Origin of the sequence: Aequorivita marina (assembly GCF_031631895.2) — a bacterium.
Classification (GTDB): Bacteria; Bacteroidota; Bacteroidia; order Flavobacteriales; family Flavobacteriaceae; genus Aequorivita; species Aequorivita marina.
Map to the genome: position 1 here is coordinate 1 of NZ_JAVMBW020000017.1, position 14,861 is coordinate 14,861.

General features: G+C 38.0%; 10 protein-coding genes. All 10 read right to left on the bottom strand.

Translation table 11 applies throughout. The features are described 5' to 3' along the window. Positions 1 to 239 precede the first annotated feature (239 nt). Positions 240 to 3,107, bottom strand: coding sequence for a M16 family metallopeptidase (locus QPK98_RS14510; protein WP_310994189.1), 2,868 nt, complete (start codon positions 3,105 to 3,107; stop codon positions 240 to 242). A 168-nt stretch (positions 3,108 to 3,275) separates the two neighbouring features. Continuing rightward, on the bottom strand, positions 3,276 to 4,817 hold the full coding sequence (locus tag QPK98_RS14515) for a YifB family Mg chelatase-like AAA ATPase (RefSeq protein WP_310994190.1): 1,542 nt from the start codon (positions 4,815 to 4,817) through the stop codon (positions 3,276 to 3,278). A gap of 459 nt (positions 4,818 to 5,276) precedes the next feature. Then, complete coding sequence (pgi, locus tag QPK98_RS14520; protein ID WP_310994191.1) at positions 5,277 to 6,860, bottom strand: glucose-6-phosphate isomerase; 1,584 nt, start codon at positions 6,858 to 6,860, stop codon at positions 5,277 to 5,279. A 1-nt stretch (position 6,861) separates the two neighbouring features. Continuing rightward, entirely contained in the window at positions 6,862 to 7,716 is an 855-nt protein-coding gene (locus QPK98_RS14525; protein ID WP_310994192.1) for an N-acetylglucosamine kinase, read from the bottom strand. 3 nt (positions 7,717 to 7,719) lie between these two features. Beyond that, positions 7,720 to 8,715: a type I glyceraldehyde-3-phosphate dehydrogenase gene (gap, locus tag QPK98_RS14530; protein ID WP_310994193.1), complete on the bottom strand. Its 996-nt coding sequence runs from the start codon at positions 8,713 to 8,715 to the stop codon at positions 7,720 to 7,722. A 94-nt stretch (positions 8,716 to 8,809) separates the two neighbouring features. Next, complete coding sequence (gene pfkA, locus QPK98_RS14535; RefSeq protein WP_310994194.1) at positions 8,810 to 9,793, bottom strand: 6-phosphofructokinase; 984 nt, start codon at positions 9,791 to 9,793, stop codon at positions 8,810 to 8,812. A 247-nt stretch (positions 9,794 to 10,040) separates the two neighbouring features. Then, positions 10,041 to 11,888: a CocE/NonD family hydrolase gene (locus QPK98_RS14540; protein ID WP_310994195.1), complete on the bottom strand. Its 1,848-nt coding sequence runs from the start codon at positions 11,886 to 11,888 to the stop codon at positions 10,041 to 10,043. A gap of 3 nt (positions 11,889 to 11,891) precedes the next feature. Then, positions 11,892 to 13,202 carry a tRNA lysidine(34) synthetase TilS gene (gene tilS / locus QPK98_RS14545; protein WP_310994196.1) on the bottom strand — a complete coding sequence of 437 codons (1,311 nt, stop codon included), beginning with the start codon at positions 13,200 to 13,202 and terminating at the stop codon, positions 11,892 to 11,894. An 11-nt stretch (positions 13,203 to 13,213) separates the two neighbouring features. Next, positions 13,214 to 13,918, bottom strand: a complete 705-nt coding sequence (locus QPK98_RS14550) for a DUF3307 domain-containing protein (RefSeq protein ID WP_310994197.1) — start codon at positions 13,916 to 13,918, stop codon at positions 13,214 to 13,216. Positions 13,919 to 13,923: 5 nt separating this feature from the next. After that, entirely contained in the window at positions 13,924 to 14,610 is a 687-nt protein-coding gene (locus tag QPK98_RS14555; protein ID WP_310994198.1) for a fumarate hydratase, read from the bottom strand. Positions 14,611 to 14,861 lie beyond the last annotated feature (251 nt).

A 14,861-nucleotide genomic window follows, 5' to 3' on the forward strand; every position in this document is an offset into this window, starting at 1 on the left:
ACTTCAAATTTTACGATAAATTTTCGATAGGCCAAAAAACAGGAATTCTCAATTACAGACCCCTAAGCTTCATATTATCTCTAAGCCCCATTAAACAAAGGCTTTCAATGGTTACCTTATGAACGTTTAGGACGCTATTGGTATAAAACCACAAATACACGAAAAACATTAGTCTACAAAGCCTTCAGGTCTTGTAGCATTTTCGTGTATTCGTAGTTAATTTATTTAGAATATGCGTATTACAACTTCACATCTTCTAGTCTTACTTCTTCTCCGTCTTTATCTAGAAGCTTAACTTCATCAAAGCCCATGTTTTTAAACTGCTGGAATTGTGTAGCTGCATCTCCAACAACCAGATAAGCCATTTTTGAAGCATCTAAATATTTATTAGCAAGGGATTTGTGTTCTTCTAAAGTCATATTTCTAACAAGGGTTTCCTCGTTTTCAATATAATCGGCAGGTAAGTTATATTTGTTTACTTCTTGTAACATCCCTAAAAGCGAGCGCTGCGTTTCAAAACGACGTGCATTCGATTTTATAAGTGCATTTTTAGTAAATTCAAGATCTTCTGAAGAAATTCCTTCTTTATATTTTGAAATTTCATCTCTAAATATTTCAACGGACTCCCCAGTAGTATTTGTTCTCACACTTGAAGAAGCTGTAAAAGTCCCAGGGGTTTTACTACCGCTAAAATACGTTCTAGCACCATAGGTATAGCCTTTTTCTTCACGAAGAATCAAATTAACATTTCCAGAGAAAGAGCCGCCCAGCTTATAATTCATCACTGTTGCTGGATAAAAATCTGCATCGGTTCTCGGCATAGCAATATAACCGATGTTAATTACAGATTGTTTAGCATTTGGTATATCTACAAAATACAACGAAGCTTTATCTCGCGTATTCGTTGCAGGGAATTCTGGAATTGTTACATCCTTAGCTTCCCACCGCTGTTCAAGACCGTTTAAATGCTTAAGAACGGTAGCCTTATCAATTTTACCAACCACCTGAAACGCACTTACCGATGGCGAAAAATTAGCCTTGTAGTACGATTTTAAATCATCCATCGTGATAGCCTTTACAGATTCCACGGTTCCTGAGATGGGATAGCTGAAAATATGGTCTTCGCCGTAAAGCAATTTGTTGTAAACACGACGCGCTACGGTATTGGGGTTTGCATCAGAACGTTCAATCTGATTAATAGTCTTGGTTTTAATGCGGTCTAGTTCGGCCTCATCCCAGCGGGGCTCAAGAAGAATTTCGGTAACCAAATCTACTGTTTTATCAAAATTCCGGGTTAATGTATTACCGCGAATTACTATAGATTCATTCGAGGTGTACATATTTATACTTGCTCCCAAAAGATCAATCGCTTCTTCCAGTTCTTCAGGTGTTTTGTTTGCGGTACCTTCCATTAAGATATCGCTCATTAAATTTGCAACACCATTTTTTTCCATATCATCTAGCAAATGGCCTCCTTCAATAACCAAGCTAAAACTTACGGTTGGAATTTCATTTTGCTCAATTCCAGAAACCGCTAAACCGTTGTCCAAGTTTGCGTTCCACGTTTCAGGAATACTCAGTTCGGGAGCCGCGCCTTGGGCTGGCGGCGTAGACCGGTCAAAATTAGAAGGCGTTTTTACCACCTCGGTATCTGCCTCTTCTATCTCTTTGGTTACATTTTCCTCAATTTCCTCCTCAACAACATTAGCTTTTTCTGAGTTTTCTGCAATAAGATCAAGTTTTCCTTTTGGCACGAAACTAGTCATTACGTAAGGCTTGTCCTTGATATATTCATTATAAACCCGAAGAACATCTTCTTTTGTAACTTTTTTAATATTTTCAATGTCTGTGGTAATAAATCCGGGATCTCCGGTAAAGACGTTATAACGTGCAAGCTGAAATGATTTTCCCAACACACTGCTTATTCCGTTATAAAACTGAGTTTCCAATCCTGCTTTTATACGCTCAATATCACGATTGGTAACGCCTTCTTTTTCAAACAACGCAAAGGCTTCTGAGATTCCCTGCTCTACAGCGTCTAAATCTACCCCATTATTTGCAGTGATGACGATTTTAAAACTACCAGCCAACTCGCTAGCGTTATTATATGCAGTTGTTCTTGAGGTTAAATCTTTTTCTTTAACCAGGACCTTATATAATGGTGCTTTTTTTCCATCGGAAAGAATTTGACCTAAAAAATCTAAGGCATAGGCATCGTCTGTATATTGTTCCAAAGTAGGCCAAACCATATTCAATTGCGGAGCGGTGGCAAAGTTGTCTTCGTGGTAAAGTCTTTTCGTTTCTGAAATAGTTACGGGTTGCGGTTTTAAAGGTGGCACCTCTTGACGCCGCTTTATTTCACCAAAATATTTCTCAATCATTTCCTTTGCTTCTGAAGTTTTAAAGTCTCCAGCCAAAACCAAAGTAGCGTTGTTAGGCCCATAGAAGCGGTCATAAAACTCCTTTACATCTTCCACGGTAGCATTCTGAAGATCTTCCAGTTCGCCTATAACCTGCCAATTGTACGGATGTCCTTCTGGGTAGATGTTTTTGTCAATTACCCAGTTTGTATGGCCATAGGGATTGTTATCAACACGTTGACGTTTTTCATTCTGTACAACCTCTTGTTGGTTTTCAAAAGCCGTTTCGGTTACGGTATTTATCAAAAACCCCATTCGGTCACTTTCTAACCACATTACGGTTTCCATAGCGTTTTTCGGAACTACTTCGTAATAAATGGTTCCATCTTTCCATGTACCGCCATTTAAAGTACCTCCGGCATCTTGTATGGTTTTAAAAAATTGATCTTGGGGTACGTTTTCAGATTCCTGAAAGAGCATATGCTCAAACAAATGGGCAAAACCGGTACGTCCCTTTTTTTCACGATTGGAACCTACGCCATATTGAATTGCAAGGGAAACTATAGGGTCGCTTTTATCTTGATGAAGAATGACCTCCAGACCGTTTTCCAGTTCATATTTTTCAAAAGGAACAGAGAGTTTCGCACTGTCATCCGTAGCAGGTAACTTTTCGTTTTTACAAGAAATAGCGAATAGCGCAACAGAAGCCAAGGCAATGAAGCTTATTTTAAGAGAATGTTTAAACATAATGTGTTGATTTTTAGTAAATTTCTAAAGATACAACGTGATGTATTTTAAACTCTTAAATTAAAGTTAAATGAACCTGCTTACTATTGAGGTGAGAATATAATATTTTGACGCTTATAGTGTTTCTATTTGGCTATTGCTCGGTTTAACGATTAAGGCTTTAATCTTTTATCCAAACCAGCCATCCCGGTCTAAGCTTCTGTACTGGATAGCTTCAGAAATATGGTTGCCGTTAATCTTTTCCGTAGCCTCTAAATCGGCAATGGTTCTGGCTACTTTTAAGATTCTATCATAAGCTCTTGCCGAAAGATTTAAACGTTCCATGGCGGTTTTTAGAAGTTCAAGCGAAGCTTCGTCTAGCTTACAGAATTGGCGAATTTGTTTTACTCCCATCTGCGCGTTATAATGTACATTATCTATATCTGAAAAGCGCGCGGACTGCAATTTTCTGGCATTGGTAACCCGTTCGCGAATAACAATACTCGATTCGCCCCTGCGCTCATCGCTCAACTTCTCAAAAGGAACTGGCGTTACCTCAATATGAATATCAATTCTGTCTAAAAGCGGACCTGAGATCTTGCTTAAATAGCGTTGCATTTCTGCTGGAGAAGACATAACCGGAGCATCGGGATCATTAAAATACCCACCGGGACTTGGGTTCATACTTGCAACCAACATAAAGCTAGAGGGATAGGTCACAGTAAATTTTGCTCTGGAAATTGTAACATCACGATCTTCCAAGGGTTGTCGCATTACTTCTAAAACACCTCGTTTAAATTCGGGTAGTTCATCTAAAAACAGAACGCCATTATGCGCCAAGGAAATTTCACCAGGCTGCGGATATTGCCCCCCACCTACAAGAGCAACATCAGAAATTGTGTGATGTGGGCTTCTAAACGGTCTTGAAGTCATTACCCCAGCCTTTTCTAACGTTCGGCCTGCTACACTGTGTATTTTTGTAGTTTCCAAACTTTCCTGCAAGGTCATTGGTGGCAGAATACTCGGTAGGCGTTTGGCTAGCATTGTTTTTCCAGAGCCTGGCGGACCTATTAAAATAATATTATGCCCTCCTGCCGCAGCAATTTCCATGCATCGTTTTATGGATTCTTGGCCTTTTACATCGGCAAAATCGAATTCGGGGTGTTCTAAATGATTGTAAAACTCAGCTTCTATATCAACTTCGGTTTTTTCCAGCGGGATGCCTTCATTAAAAAAATCGATAACCTCTTTTATGTTTTCAATTCCAAAAACACTTATGCCCTCAACAATAGCCGCCTCTTTCGCGTTCTGTTTTGGAAGTATAAACCCTTTAAAGCCCTCTTCCTTCGCTCTAAGTGAAATAGGCAAAGCGCCCCGAATAGGCTGAAGCTTTCCATCTAAAGACAGCTCACCCATAATAATAAATTCCGATAGTGGATTCTTCTCCTTAATTTGTTCTGTAGCCACCAGAATGCCCATTGCCAGGGTAAGATCATAAGCCGAACCTTCCTTGCGAAGATCGGCCGGAGACATATTAAGGATTAGTTTTTTACCAGGAATTCTATAGCCGTTATTTTGTAGTGCGGCTGCAATTCTATAATTACTTTCCCGAATAGCGTTGTCTGGCAGGCCTACCAAATGGTACCCCACTCCTTTATCAACATTTACTTCTACCGCAATTGTAGTTGCTTCCACCCCAAAAACGGCACTTCCATAGACTTTTGTAAGCATAATAAATAGCTATAAACGGGGAGTTTACAGTTGTAAGATACTAAAAATGTCTGTGGTTTAGTGTTTAGAAAATCGTTTATTGAAAATTTGTTGTTGAAAGCTATTAAAAAATCCTTTGTATTTCTGATGAATCAAGAAATACCGCTCAGGCAGCTGAGATTAGTAAAACTTAAGATTGCAGACTACTTTTCTTCTTATGAAACAAAAAGTTGATTTGCAATTAGTCGTGTCCGACTAAGATATAAGACCGCTGCGCTGAAAGACATAAGACGTAAGACTTGCTTTTTAATAGATTGAAAACTAGATAAAATTGATTAAACATACTTTTTAATCGATAAATTTTGATGCTAAGTATAATAGCATGCTGTCATTAAATAAAAACATTCTTATTGCCTATTATCTTTGACTCAACAGATTTTCTCACTCTTTTAATCGGACACTAATGATTTGCAATAAAGACTATTTTGAAACCTGGTTTTTAGCAAAGAACTTCTCTAACAAGGCTTTTGTTGAAGGGTTTTCAGATAAGGAGGAATTTTGTTCCTTAATGGCACTTAAAGTTCCTTTTGCTACAACTTTCCCAAGTTCTACGCCCCATTGATCATAGCTAAAAATATTCCAAACAATGCCCTGCACAAAGAGTTTGTGTTCATAAAGCGCTATGAGGCTACCTAAGTTTTTAGGTGTTAACTTATTTATTAAAAGCGAATTAGTAGGTTTACCGCCATCAAATTTTTTATATGGACTCTCAACCGATTTATCGAATGTTCCTTCCCATAAAGCTTCGGTTTGCGCAAAGAAATTAGCCATTAAAATAGCATGATTTTCAGTATTTCCATGCAAAGATTCGCTAAAGCCGATAAAATCGGTGGGAATCATTTTTGTGCCTTGATGCAGCAATTGGAAAAAAGCATGTTGCGAGTTACTCCCTACATTCCCCCAAACAATGGTTCCCGTTTGGTAATCTACTGCGTCCCCATTTCGGTCTATGTGCTTTCCGTTGCTCTCCATTACCGCTTGCTGCAAATAGGGAACTAGCTTATTAAGGTATTGGGAATACGGTATAACCGCTTCACTTTCTGCTTTAAAAAAGTTGTTGTACCATATTGATAGCAAAGCAAGCACAATGGGCATGTTGTTTTCAAAATCTTCACTCTGGAAATGGGTATCCATTTCAAAAGCACCCCTTAAAAGTTCTTCAAAGTTGTTATACCCCAAAGAACAGCAAATAGAAAGTCCAACAGCACTCCACAAAGAAAATCTGCCCCCTACCCAATCGTTCATAGGGAAAATATTATTTTCTAAAATCCCAAACTGTTTTGCACCAGTTTCATTTGCCGATACCGCTACAAAGTGTTTTGGTACATCTTTTTCAGAAGCTATTTTTAGGAACCATTTTTTTATAAGTTCGGCATTGGCAAGGGTTTCCTGCGTAGTAAAACTTTTAGAAACAACTATAAATAAAGTAGTTTCAGGGTTTAACATATTCAAGGTTTCTGCAGCATGATCTCCATCTACATTTGCTACAAAGTGAATTTTAAGGTGGTTGCCATAATGCTGAAGCGCCTCAACAATCATGTCTGGCCCCAAGTGACTACCGCCTATGCCAATGTTAACCACATCGGTAATAGGTTTACCGGTAAAGCCTTTATGGGCACCACTGTTAATTTCATTAGAAAAAAGTTTCATTTTCTCCAAGGTTGCCTTTACCTCCGGCTTCATATTATTAAAATCACGCAAGGCTGAGTGTAGTACGGCGCGATCTTCGGTTTTATTGATTTTAGCTCCTTTAAATTGCGCTTCAATAGCCTGCTTTAACTTTACTTCTTCAGCAAGGTTTAATAGCAAACTCATGGTAGTTTCATCAATTCTATTTTTAGAATAATCCAAATAGAAATCCTTCCACGCTATGGAAAAACGAGAAGCACGTTCTGGATCTTTGGAAAAAGCATCCTGCATTTCGATAGTTCGCATGGTTTCAAAATGCTTTTCCAATGCCTTCCAGGCTTCAGTTTTAGTAGGGTTTATAGTAGGTAAAGACATGTTACTCTGTAATTTTATTTTTGTAATACCCAATTAATCCGTCAATAGGGCGTTGCACAATATTACCTAAACTTAGATTGTGCTCATGAAGACTTTCCTTGATAATTTCTTGAGAAAAATGCGCTATTGAACCTATAAAATGAATTGGAACCCGATGTGCTTCTTTAAACGTGAGTACTCTACATGTAATAAAAGCTTCAATACCTTCCTTAATCAGGTTATGAAAATAGGGTGTTATTTTATGGTTGGCAAAAATGAATTGGGCAAATGAGGCTAAATAGGCGTTGGGATTGGGTGTTTTATAGAGGTTTTTCTTTATTTCATCTGCGTCTAGGTTGAAGCTTTTTTCAAATTCTGAAGCAATTTCAGCAGGCATTCTCTTGTAATAGTAATCTCTGATCAGACGTTTTCCAAAATAGTTTCCGCTTGCCTCATCCATAAGCGCATAACCTAAAGATGCTATTGGTGCATGTATTTCCTCGCCATCAAAATAGCAACTATTGCTTCCCGTACCCAAAATGCATACAATGCCAGGCTCAGTGGTTGCGGCAAAAACTGCAGCAGCCAAATCTTCCTGAACCATTATTTTTGCATTGGGAAATATTGCAGTAAGAACCCCTTTTAAATCTTTGCACGGAATTGAAGTACCACATCCGGCCCCATAAAAATCCAAAACTTCAACTTTATTTGAAATAGCAACTAGCTCAAGGTTTTCAGAAATAAGGGCGTGTAACTCCTCCGCATCAATAATGGCTGGGTTTAAGCCTTTAGTCTTTGTTTTTAGCACAACATTCCCTGCTGCGTCAAGCAATACCCAGTCGCATTTTGTAGAACCGCTGTCGGTTATTAAGGTCATAATTTATAAGGTTGCAACGTGAGCGGCCAGGTCAATCATTTTTGTAGCGTAGCCATATTCATTGTCGTACCAGCCTATTAGCTTAAAGAAATTATCGTTAAGCGCAATTCCCGCGTTTGCATCAAAAGTACAACTGTGCGGATCGGAAATAAAGTCTTGCGAAACAACTTCGTCTTCGGTATAGTTAACTATTCCTTTATATTCATTTTCCGAAGCATTTTTAAATAGCGCCTTAATTTCTTCATAGGTTGTTGCTTTTTCGGTGCGTAGCGTTAAGTCAACCACTGAAACATCTGTAGTTGGTACGCGAAAAGCCATTCCGGTAAGTTTATTTTCCAACTCAGGAATCACTTTAGTAACTGCGATAGCCGCTCCCGTTGTGGAAGGAATTATATTGCTAAGCGCATTTCTTCCAATTCTGAAGTTTTTCTTTGAAGGCTGATCTACAGTTGCCTGCGAGGTGGTAACGGCATGTACTGTAGTCATTAAAGCTTCTGAAATACCGTACGCGTCATTGATTATTTTCGCCATTGGAGCAAGACAGTTGGTAGTACAGGAAGCATTGGAAATTATAGTATCGGTTGCTTTTACGTCTTTATGATTTACGCCCATAACAAACATGGGAGCCGTTTTTGAAGGTGCCGAAATAATTACTTTTTTTGCGCCAGCCTTAACATGTGCCGAAGCGGTATCGGTTTCTTTAAAAACACCTGTACATTCAAGGATAATTGCGGCATCTACTGCATTCCAGTCTAGTTTCTCCGGGTTTTTTTCTGAAGTAACCCTTATTTTTTTTCCATTAACAAACAGATTACCTTCTTTAACTTCAACGTTTCCTGGGAATCTTCCATGCACAGAATCATATTTTAACAAATATGCCAAGTGGTCTAGCTCAAGTAAATCATTTATTGCTACTATTTCAATATTATCTTGATTAAACGCCTCTCTAAAAGCTAATCTTCCTACCCGACCAAAGCCGTTAATTCCTATTTTTACCATTTTCGTTTTTACTGTTTAAATTCTTATTCCTTAATTATTTTTAAACCTAGTAATTTCAACATACAATTTTACCTTTAGTATTTTTAAAAAAGATTTAAATTGAAATTATATCGGCTACTTTAATCAATTCGGTGTCAATTTCATTATCGCCTTTAATAGTCTCTGAAAAAGGCACCGAAATAACTCGGTTATGAATTATTCCCATCATTACATTTGTTTCTCCTCGTAATAGCGCATCAATAGCACCTACTCCTAACCTACTGGCGAGAACACGGTCGTAACAACTGGGGGCTCCACCACGCTGAATATGGCCAAGAACAGTAACTCTAACTTCATATTCCTGCAAGTTTTCCTCAATATACTCCGCCAGTTGAAAGATATTTTTACCTACTTGGTCTCCTTCTGAAACAACGACAATACTCGAAGTTTTTCCAGTTTTTTTACTTCGGTTTAAAGACTCTAAAAGCTGTTCTTGACCTCTGTCCTGTTCTGGTATCAAAATCTCCTCAGCCCCAGCTCCTATTCCTGCGTTAAGCGCAATATCACCAGCATCACGCCCCATTACTTCTACTAGAAAAAGTCGGTTGTGTGAACTTGCCGTATCGCGAATTTTATCAATTGCTTCTACAACGGTGTTTAGAGCAGTGTCATAACCAATGGTGTAATCCGTTCCGTTTATATCATTATCTATGGTTCCCGGAATCCCGATAATAGGAATTTTAAATTCCCTACCAAAAACAGAGGCACCAGCAAAACTTCCATCTCCTCCAATTACAACTAAAGCGTCAATATTTTCATTTTTAAGGTTGTTATAAGCTGTTTTCCTTCCTTCGGCGGTTAAAAAATCCTTACAGCGAGCCGATTTTAAAAAAGTACCGCCCCTGTTGATCATATTTTTTACCGCTCTCGCATCCAATGGTTTAAAATCACCCTCAATCAAGCCTTGAAATCCGCGATAGACTCCTACCGATTCAAGGTTATTATACGCACATGCACGCACTACCGCCCGTATTGCGGCATTCATCCCGGGAGCATCTCCTCCACTTGTGAGCACTCCTATTTTCTGTGGATTTTTCATGACGGGAAAGTTACTACTATTGTTTAAAACACAAAATGATTTTAGTCAGATAAATATACGTGTAAGTACGTATTGTGAAACTTCTAATGCTGCTCTATCTTTGACCTATAGAATTAGTGGATAATGTGCAAAAAAATATTTTTTGTGGGGATAGAAAATATTATTTGTACAATTTAAAGTTTACTAAGTTAGGTTTGTTAAAAAACCCCGGCCATTGGTCGGGATTTTTGTTTTAAGTCACTACATGTCAGTTGTTTAAAATGGTAAATTCAATTGCCGAATCGTTATAGACTTTATGAGTTTGCTTTTTAAAGTCTTCAACTTTTGCATTAAAAATATTAGGAACAAAGGTCTGTGGGTTTATGTCAATCAACGGAAACCACGTGCTCTGAACTTGAATCTGGATTTTATGGCCTTTTTTAAAGGTGTGGTTTATATCCTGAAGCTCTATATTAACCGCAGTTTTCTCATTCGGAACAAAAGCTTCAGGCTTACTGAAACTATTTCTAAAACGACCGCGCATTACCTCACTGCGAACCATCATATAATAATTACCCATTTTTAAATGGTCCTGGGTCTCTTCGGTGCTTTCTGTACCATCAGGGAAAACATCTATAACTTTTACAATCCAATCTGCAGCTGTTCCAGTGGTCGCAACCTTGAGCTTGGCACGTATTGGCCCAGCCATAGTTACATTTTCTTTAAGCACGGGAGTTTCAAAAACCAACACATCTGGACGGCGAGCTGCAAAACGCTGGTCATCTGTCATGTATTTTCGAGGCGTAAAAACTAATTTAATATCTTCGGAATACGGCACAGGTTTTTTAGGGTCGCTGATAAACTCCTCAAAAGTGGAAGTATTCTCCAGAGTATCATCTAAACGCTGGTTCTTCTGAAGAAAGAATGTCTTGGTATGGGTACTTTGGGGCGGCCAATTGTCAAACGATTTCCATTGTTTTAAACCGGTATCAAATACATAAGCTTCGGGAAGTCCGGTTTCTGCCGAACCCCCATTTTTCAGAAAATGATTAAAGAATTTCGTTTCTACATCTCGTTGATAATCCAAAGAAATATCGTCACCAAAAAACACATTCCCTACTGCTTGTCTTTTTGACTCTCTTGCCCAATCGCCATGGCTCCATGGACCAAAAACTACCGTATTGTAATTCTTGCTCGATTCTTCAATAGATTTATAGGTTTGAAACGGCCCGTAAAGATCTTCGGCATCAAACAGACCACCAACTACCATGACCGCCGGCTTTATATTATCTAAATGTTGGATGATGCCACGCGATTTCCAAAATTCATCGTAATTGGGATGCTCTTTTAATTGCTGCCAAAAAACATTGTCTTCCTTATAGTATTTGTCAAGATTAGACAATGGGCCTGCGTCTAAAAAGAACTGGTATTGATCTTTGGAGTTAATTTCTGGAAAGGTGTACCACGGTTTATCTGTAGGCTTTGATTTTTCGTAGCCAAATACCGAAGTTGCAAACCAATAGCTCAGCAAATAGGCACCATTATGATGAAAATCATCAAAAAAGAAATCGCCAATTGGTGCTTGGGGCGAAACTGCTTTTAATGCCGGATGGGCGTCTAATAGTGAATACGTTGCATAGAAGCCGGGATAGCTGATTCCCCAAGTACCAACGTTTCCGTTATTATTCGGAACGTTTTTTATCAACCAATCAATACTGTCATAGGTGTCGCTGGCTTCATCAATTTGATTTTTTGTTTTCTTGGGAATGTACGCACGCATGTTATCATAAACCCCTTCACTCATCCAGCGTCCGCGCACATCTTGATATACTATGATATTTCCTTCTTTCATCAGAAATTTATTCGGCCCTATTTTAGAACGAAATTGATCTTCGCCATAAGGCCGGCAACTATACGGCGTTCGTTGAAACAGTATTGGATACTCTTTAGTTGTGTCTTTTGGAGCGTATATTACCGTAAAAAGTTTAACACCATCCCGCATGGTAATCGCGGTTTCCGTTTTTGTGTAATTTTCTCGTACAAAGTTTTCATCTTGTGCCCATAATGAGCTGGCAATAAGCAAAAATAAAAGCGTAAGCTTTAAAGGTTTCAACATATATTAGGGTTTTGGGGTAAGCTCGATTTTCAGTATTTTATTCGTGTTTCGGGTAATTTTAAAACGATCGTCCATTCGGTAACCAATTATCCAAACTATTTTATCTTCGCTTAAAAGTAGCCAAATTTTATTCTTTTCGGTCAAAGGAATTTTTTCATCCTTAAAAAACTTACTTAACTTTTTAGTTCCCTTCATTCCAAAAGGGTGAAATGTATCACCGTTTCGCCACTTTCTGAGCTTTAAAGGGAAGCGCAACTTATCGCCGTCTAAGTACACCAAGTTTTTTTCGGTTTCCCCAATAAATTCTGAAGGTGCTATTTTTAGATGTATGGGTGAAGAAGTTCCCGCTTCGGAAACTAAATAGGTTTCATCTGGATTTTCCTGATTAACTTCAGAAAGAATCAAATCATCTCGATTTTTTAAAAGTTGATGCGTTTTTGAAAATACTTGTTTTCCAGTCTGTGCATGGAGTAAGTTAGAAACATCGTCCCAGTTTGTAAACCCGAAACCGTTCAAAAGTTCGTAAAGCAACTCCTTGGTATGCGGAAGCTCATTAAGTTTTTGAATATTTATTTTGTAAGCATCCTGTTCTTCAGAAACCGCAAGTTTATATACTAAGGCCATATAATCATCAACCAAATGTCGAGTGGCGTTTAGGTTTTTTTGGGTTTTTTGAAAGTTTCTTAAAATCGTTTTATTTGTTTCCTTGAATTTCGGCAAAACCTCTAACCGAATCATATTTCTTAGGTAATCAGCTTTTTGGTTGGTGCTATCCTCCCGCCATTTCAATTTATTTGCTTTGGCATATCGCAAAAGCTCGTTCCGAGAGAAACTCAGCATTGGCCGGACTATTTTATCATTTTTCTTTGGAATTCCAGTTAAACCGTTTAGCCCTGTACCGCGAGAAAGGTTTATAAAAAAGGTTTCCAAATCGTCATCCAGATGGTGAGCGGTCAAGATGTAGTCGTACTTAAAGTCTTTTAAAACTTCTTCAAACCAGTTATAGCGCAAACTTCGCGCTGCCATTTGGGTAGAAACCTTGTGTTCGTCTGCAAATTTATGGGTGTTAAAAGTTTCAGCATAAACGGCAATATCCAGTTGCTTGGCTAAGCCAATAACAAACATTTCATCTGCGTCGCTTTCTTTTCCACGTAGGGAAAAATTGCAATGTGCTAGGCCAATGTCAAACCCAGCGCGTTTCATTAAATAAGTAAGTACTACGCTGTCTAACCCACCGCTACATGCAATGAGTAACTTTTTATCTATAAGGTACTGAAAGCTTGTGGCTATATGTTTTTTAAATTTCTGGATCAATTTAAAAAGGTTTAAAACAAGTTAATTATAATTCCGGCAATAACGGCTATTCCAAAGCTTAGCAGGGTGCCTATTAATACGTATTCGCTCTTTAAGGTTTCGTCACTTTTATAACGTAAAATCGATTTGGCCGCAATAAGAAAGCCTACTGCCGAATATTGCGAAACAATAATCAGGGTAAGGGTTAATATTCGTTCTAAAACGCCGATTACCTTGCCTGCATTTGGCATTTCGTTGTCGCTACTTACCTGTATTTCGGTAGATTTAAAGACTTCTTTTATAAAAATATTTGCAGGTTTTAAGCATACTAAATAGGCTGTTACCATCAATAGGTATTTAAAATTGAGCGAAACATCAAAAGACGGGGCTATTCCATGCCATTTATTAAACAGTACTACCGCAATCGTCATGATAACAATATGCAGAGCTTGATCTATAAAATAGGCATAGCGCCCTAAAAGCCGACTATTGTTTAAATGATGTTTAAATCCATCCATTAAAAAATGGGTAATTGTTATCACCGCTGCTCCCCAAAAAAAGCTAAACTGTAGTGAAAAAAGCCACGATAATACAAAACACGTTAACGCGTGCCAGTACAAAAACGGACTCCTAAAGCCAATTGCATTTTTTTGTTGGGCAAGTTTATTGGTTTGGAAAAAATAATCCAAACATAAATGTGCAATAAACTGAAGTAATAAAAGTTCTTCCAAGCCCATAATTATTAGTTTGAAGTTAACATCTTGAAATAATCAACAGCTTCCTCTATCGCATTCCAGCCCACGCTGGTTGAATGCTGATTCACGGCAGACTGACCTATGCCAAGTTGTTTTGCTATTTCTTCTTCTTGGTGGTTTAGCAGTTTTAAGTACAATACTTCGCACTGTCTTGCAGTTGCTTTACTGAGCAAGACATCTAATAGTGCCAATAAAGGTTTAAAATTTTTATTTAACGCTTCGTCTTTCGATGCAAAAAATAAAGTATTTTTTATAACAATACGCTCTTTGTCGTAAGTAGTTTCACCACTTATTTCGCGACCGGAAAAATAAATTGCGTCTCCGTCAATTATTCCTGCTTCGGGTTGAAACCTACTTAATGTACCATAACCAATGGCAAGCCTGATTCCATGCGTTTTAAATTGCTTTATTCTACTGTTAGCCTTTGTATATTGGCTGGCATCAATGGGTGTTGACTTTATAAAACTCTTAATTGCCAATGCAACACGCAGCCCCACAGAAGCATCTGGAACAACACACTCTAAATAATCTCCCTTTAAAACCCGACCATACACATTGTACTTTTGCTTAAGATCTTTAAGCAGCGTCTTAAAATTTTCTTCAACACAATGGCGGTCTTCATTATTTAAACTGGTGGAAGAAACAATGTCTCCAGAAATTACAACGTACTTCATTTAAATAGTTTTAATCAAATATATGGTTCTACTATTATTTATATGGTTGAAATTTATAATTCTTAAAGTCTTGCGTTAGAATAAAAGACGTAGGACTTTACAGACATAAAAATTGCTGTGTAGTTATTTAATTTAAATTGCTAACTCCAACTTTAACAAATGCGGCTTGGCATTATCTTGTAAGCTCTTTTTTGAAACCTTGCAGGAAACAATAGACTATTTAGTTCTATGGCTCAAGTTGGACAAATCAA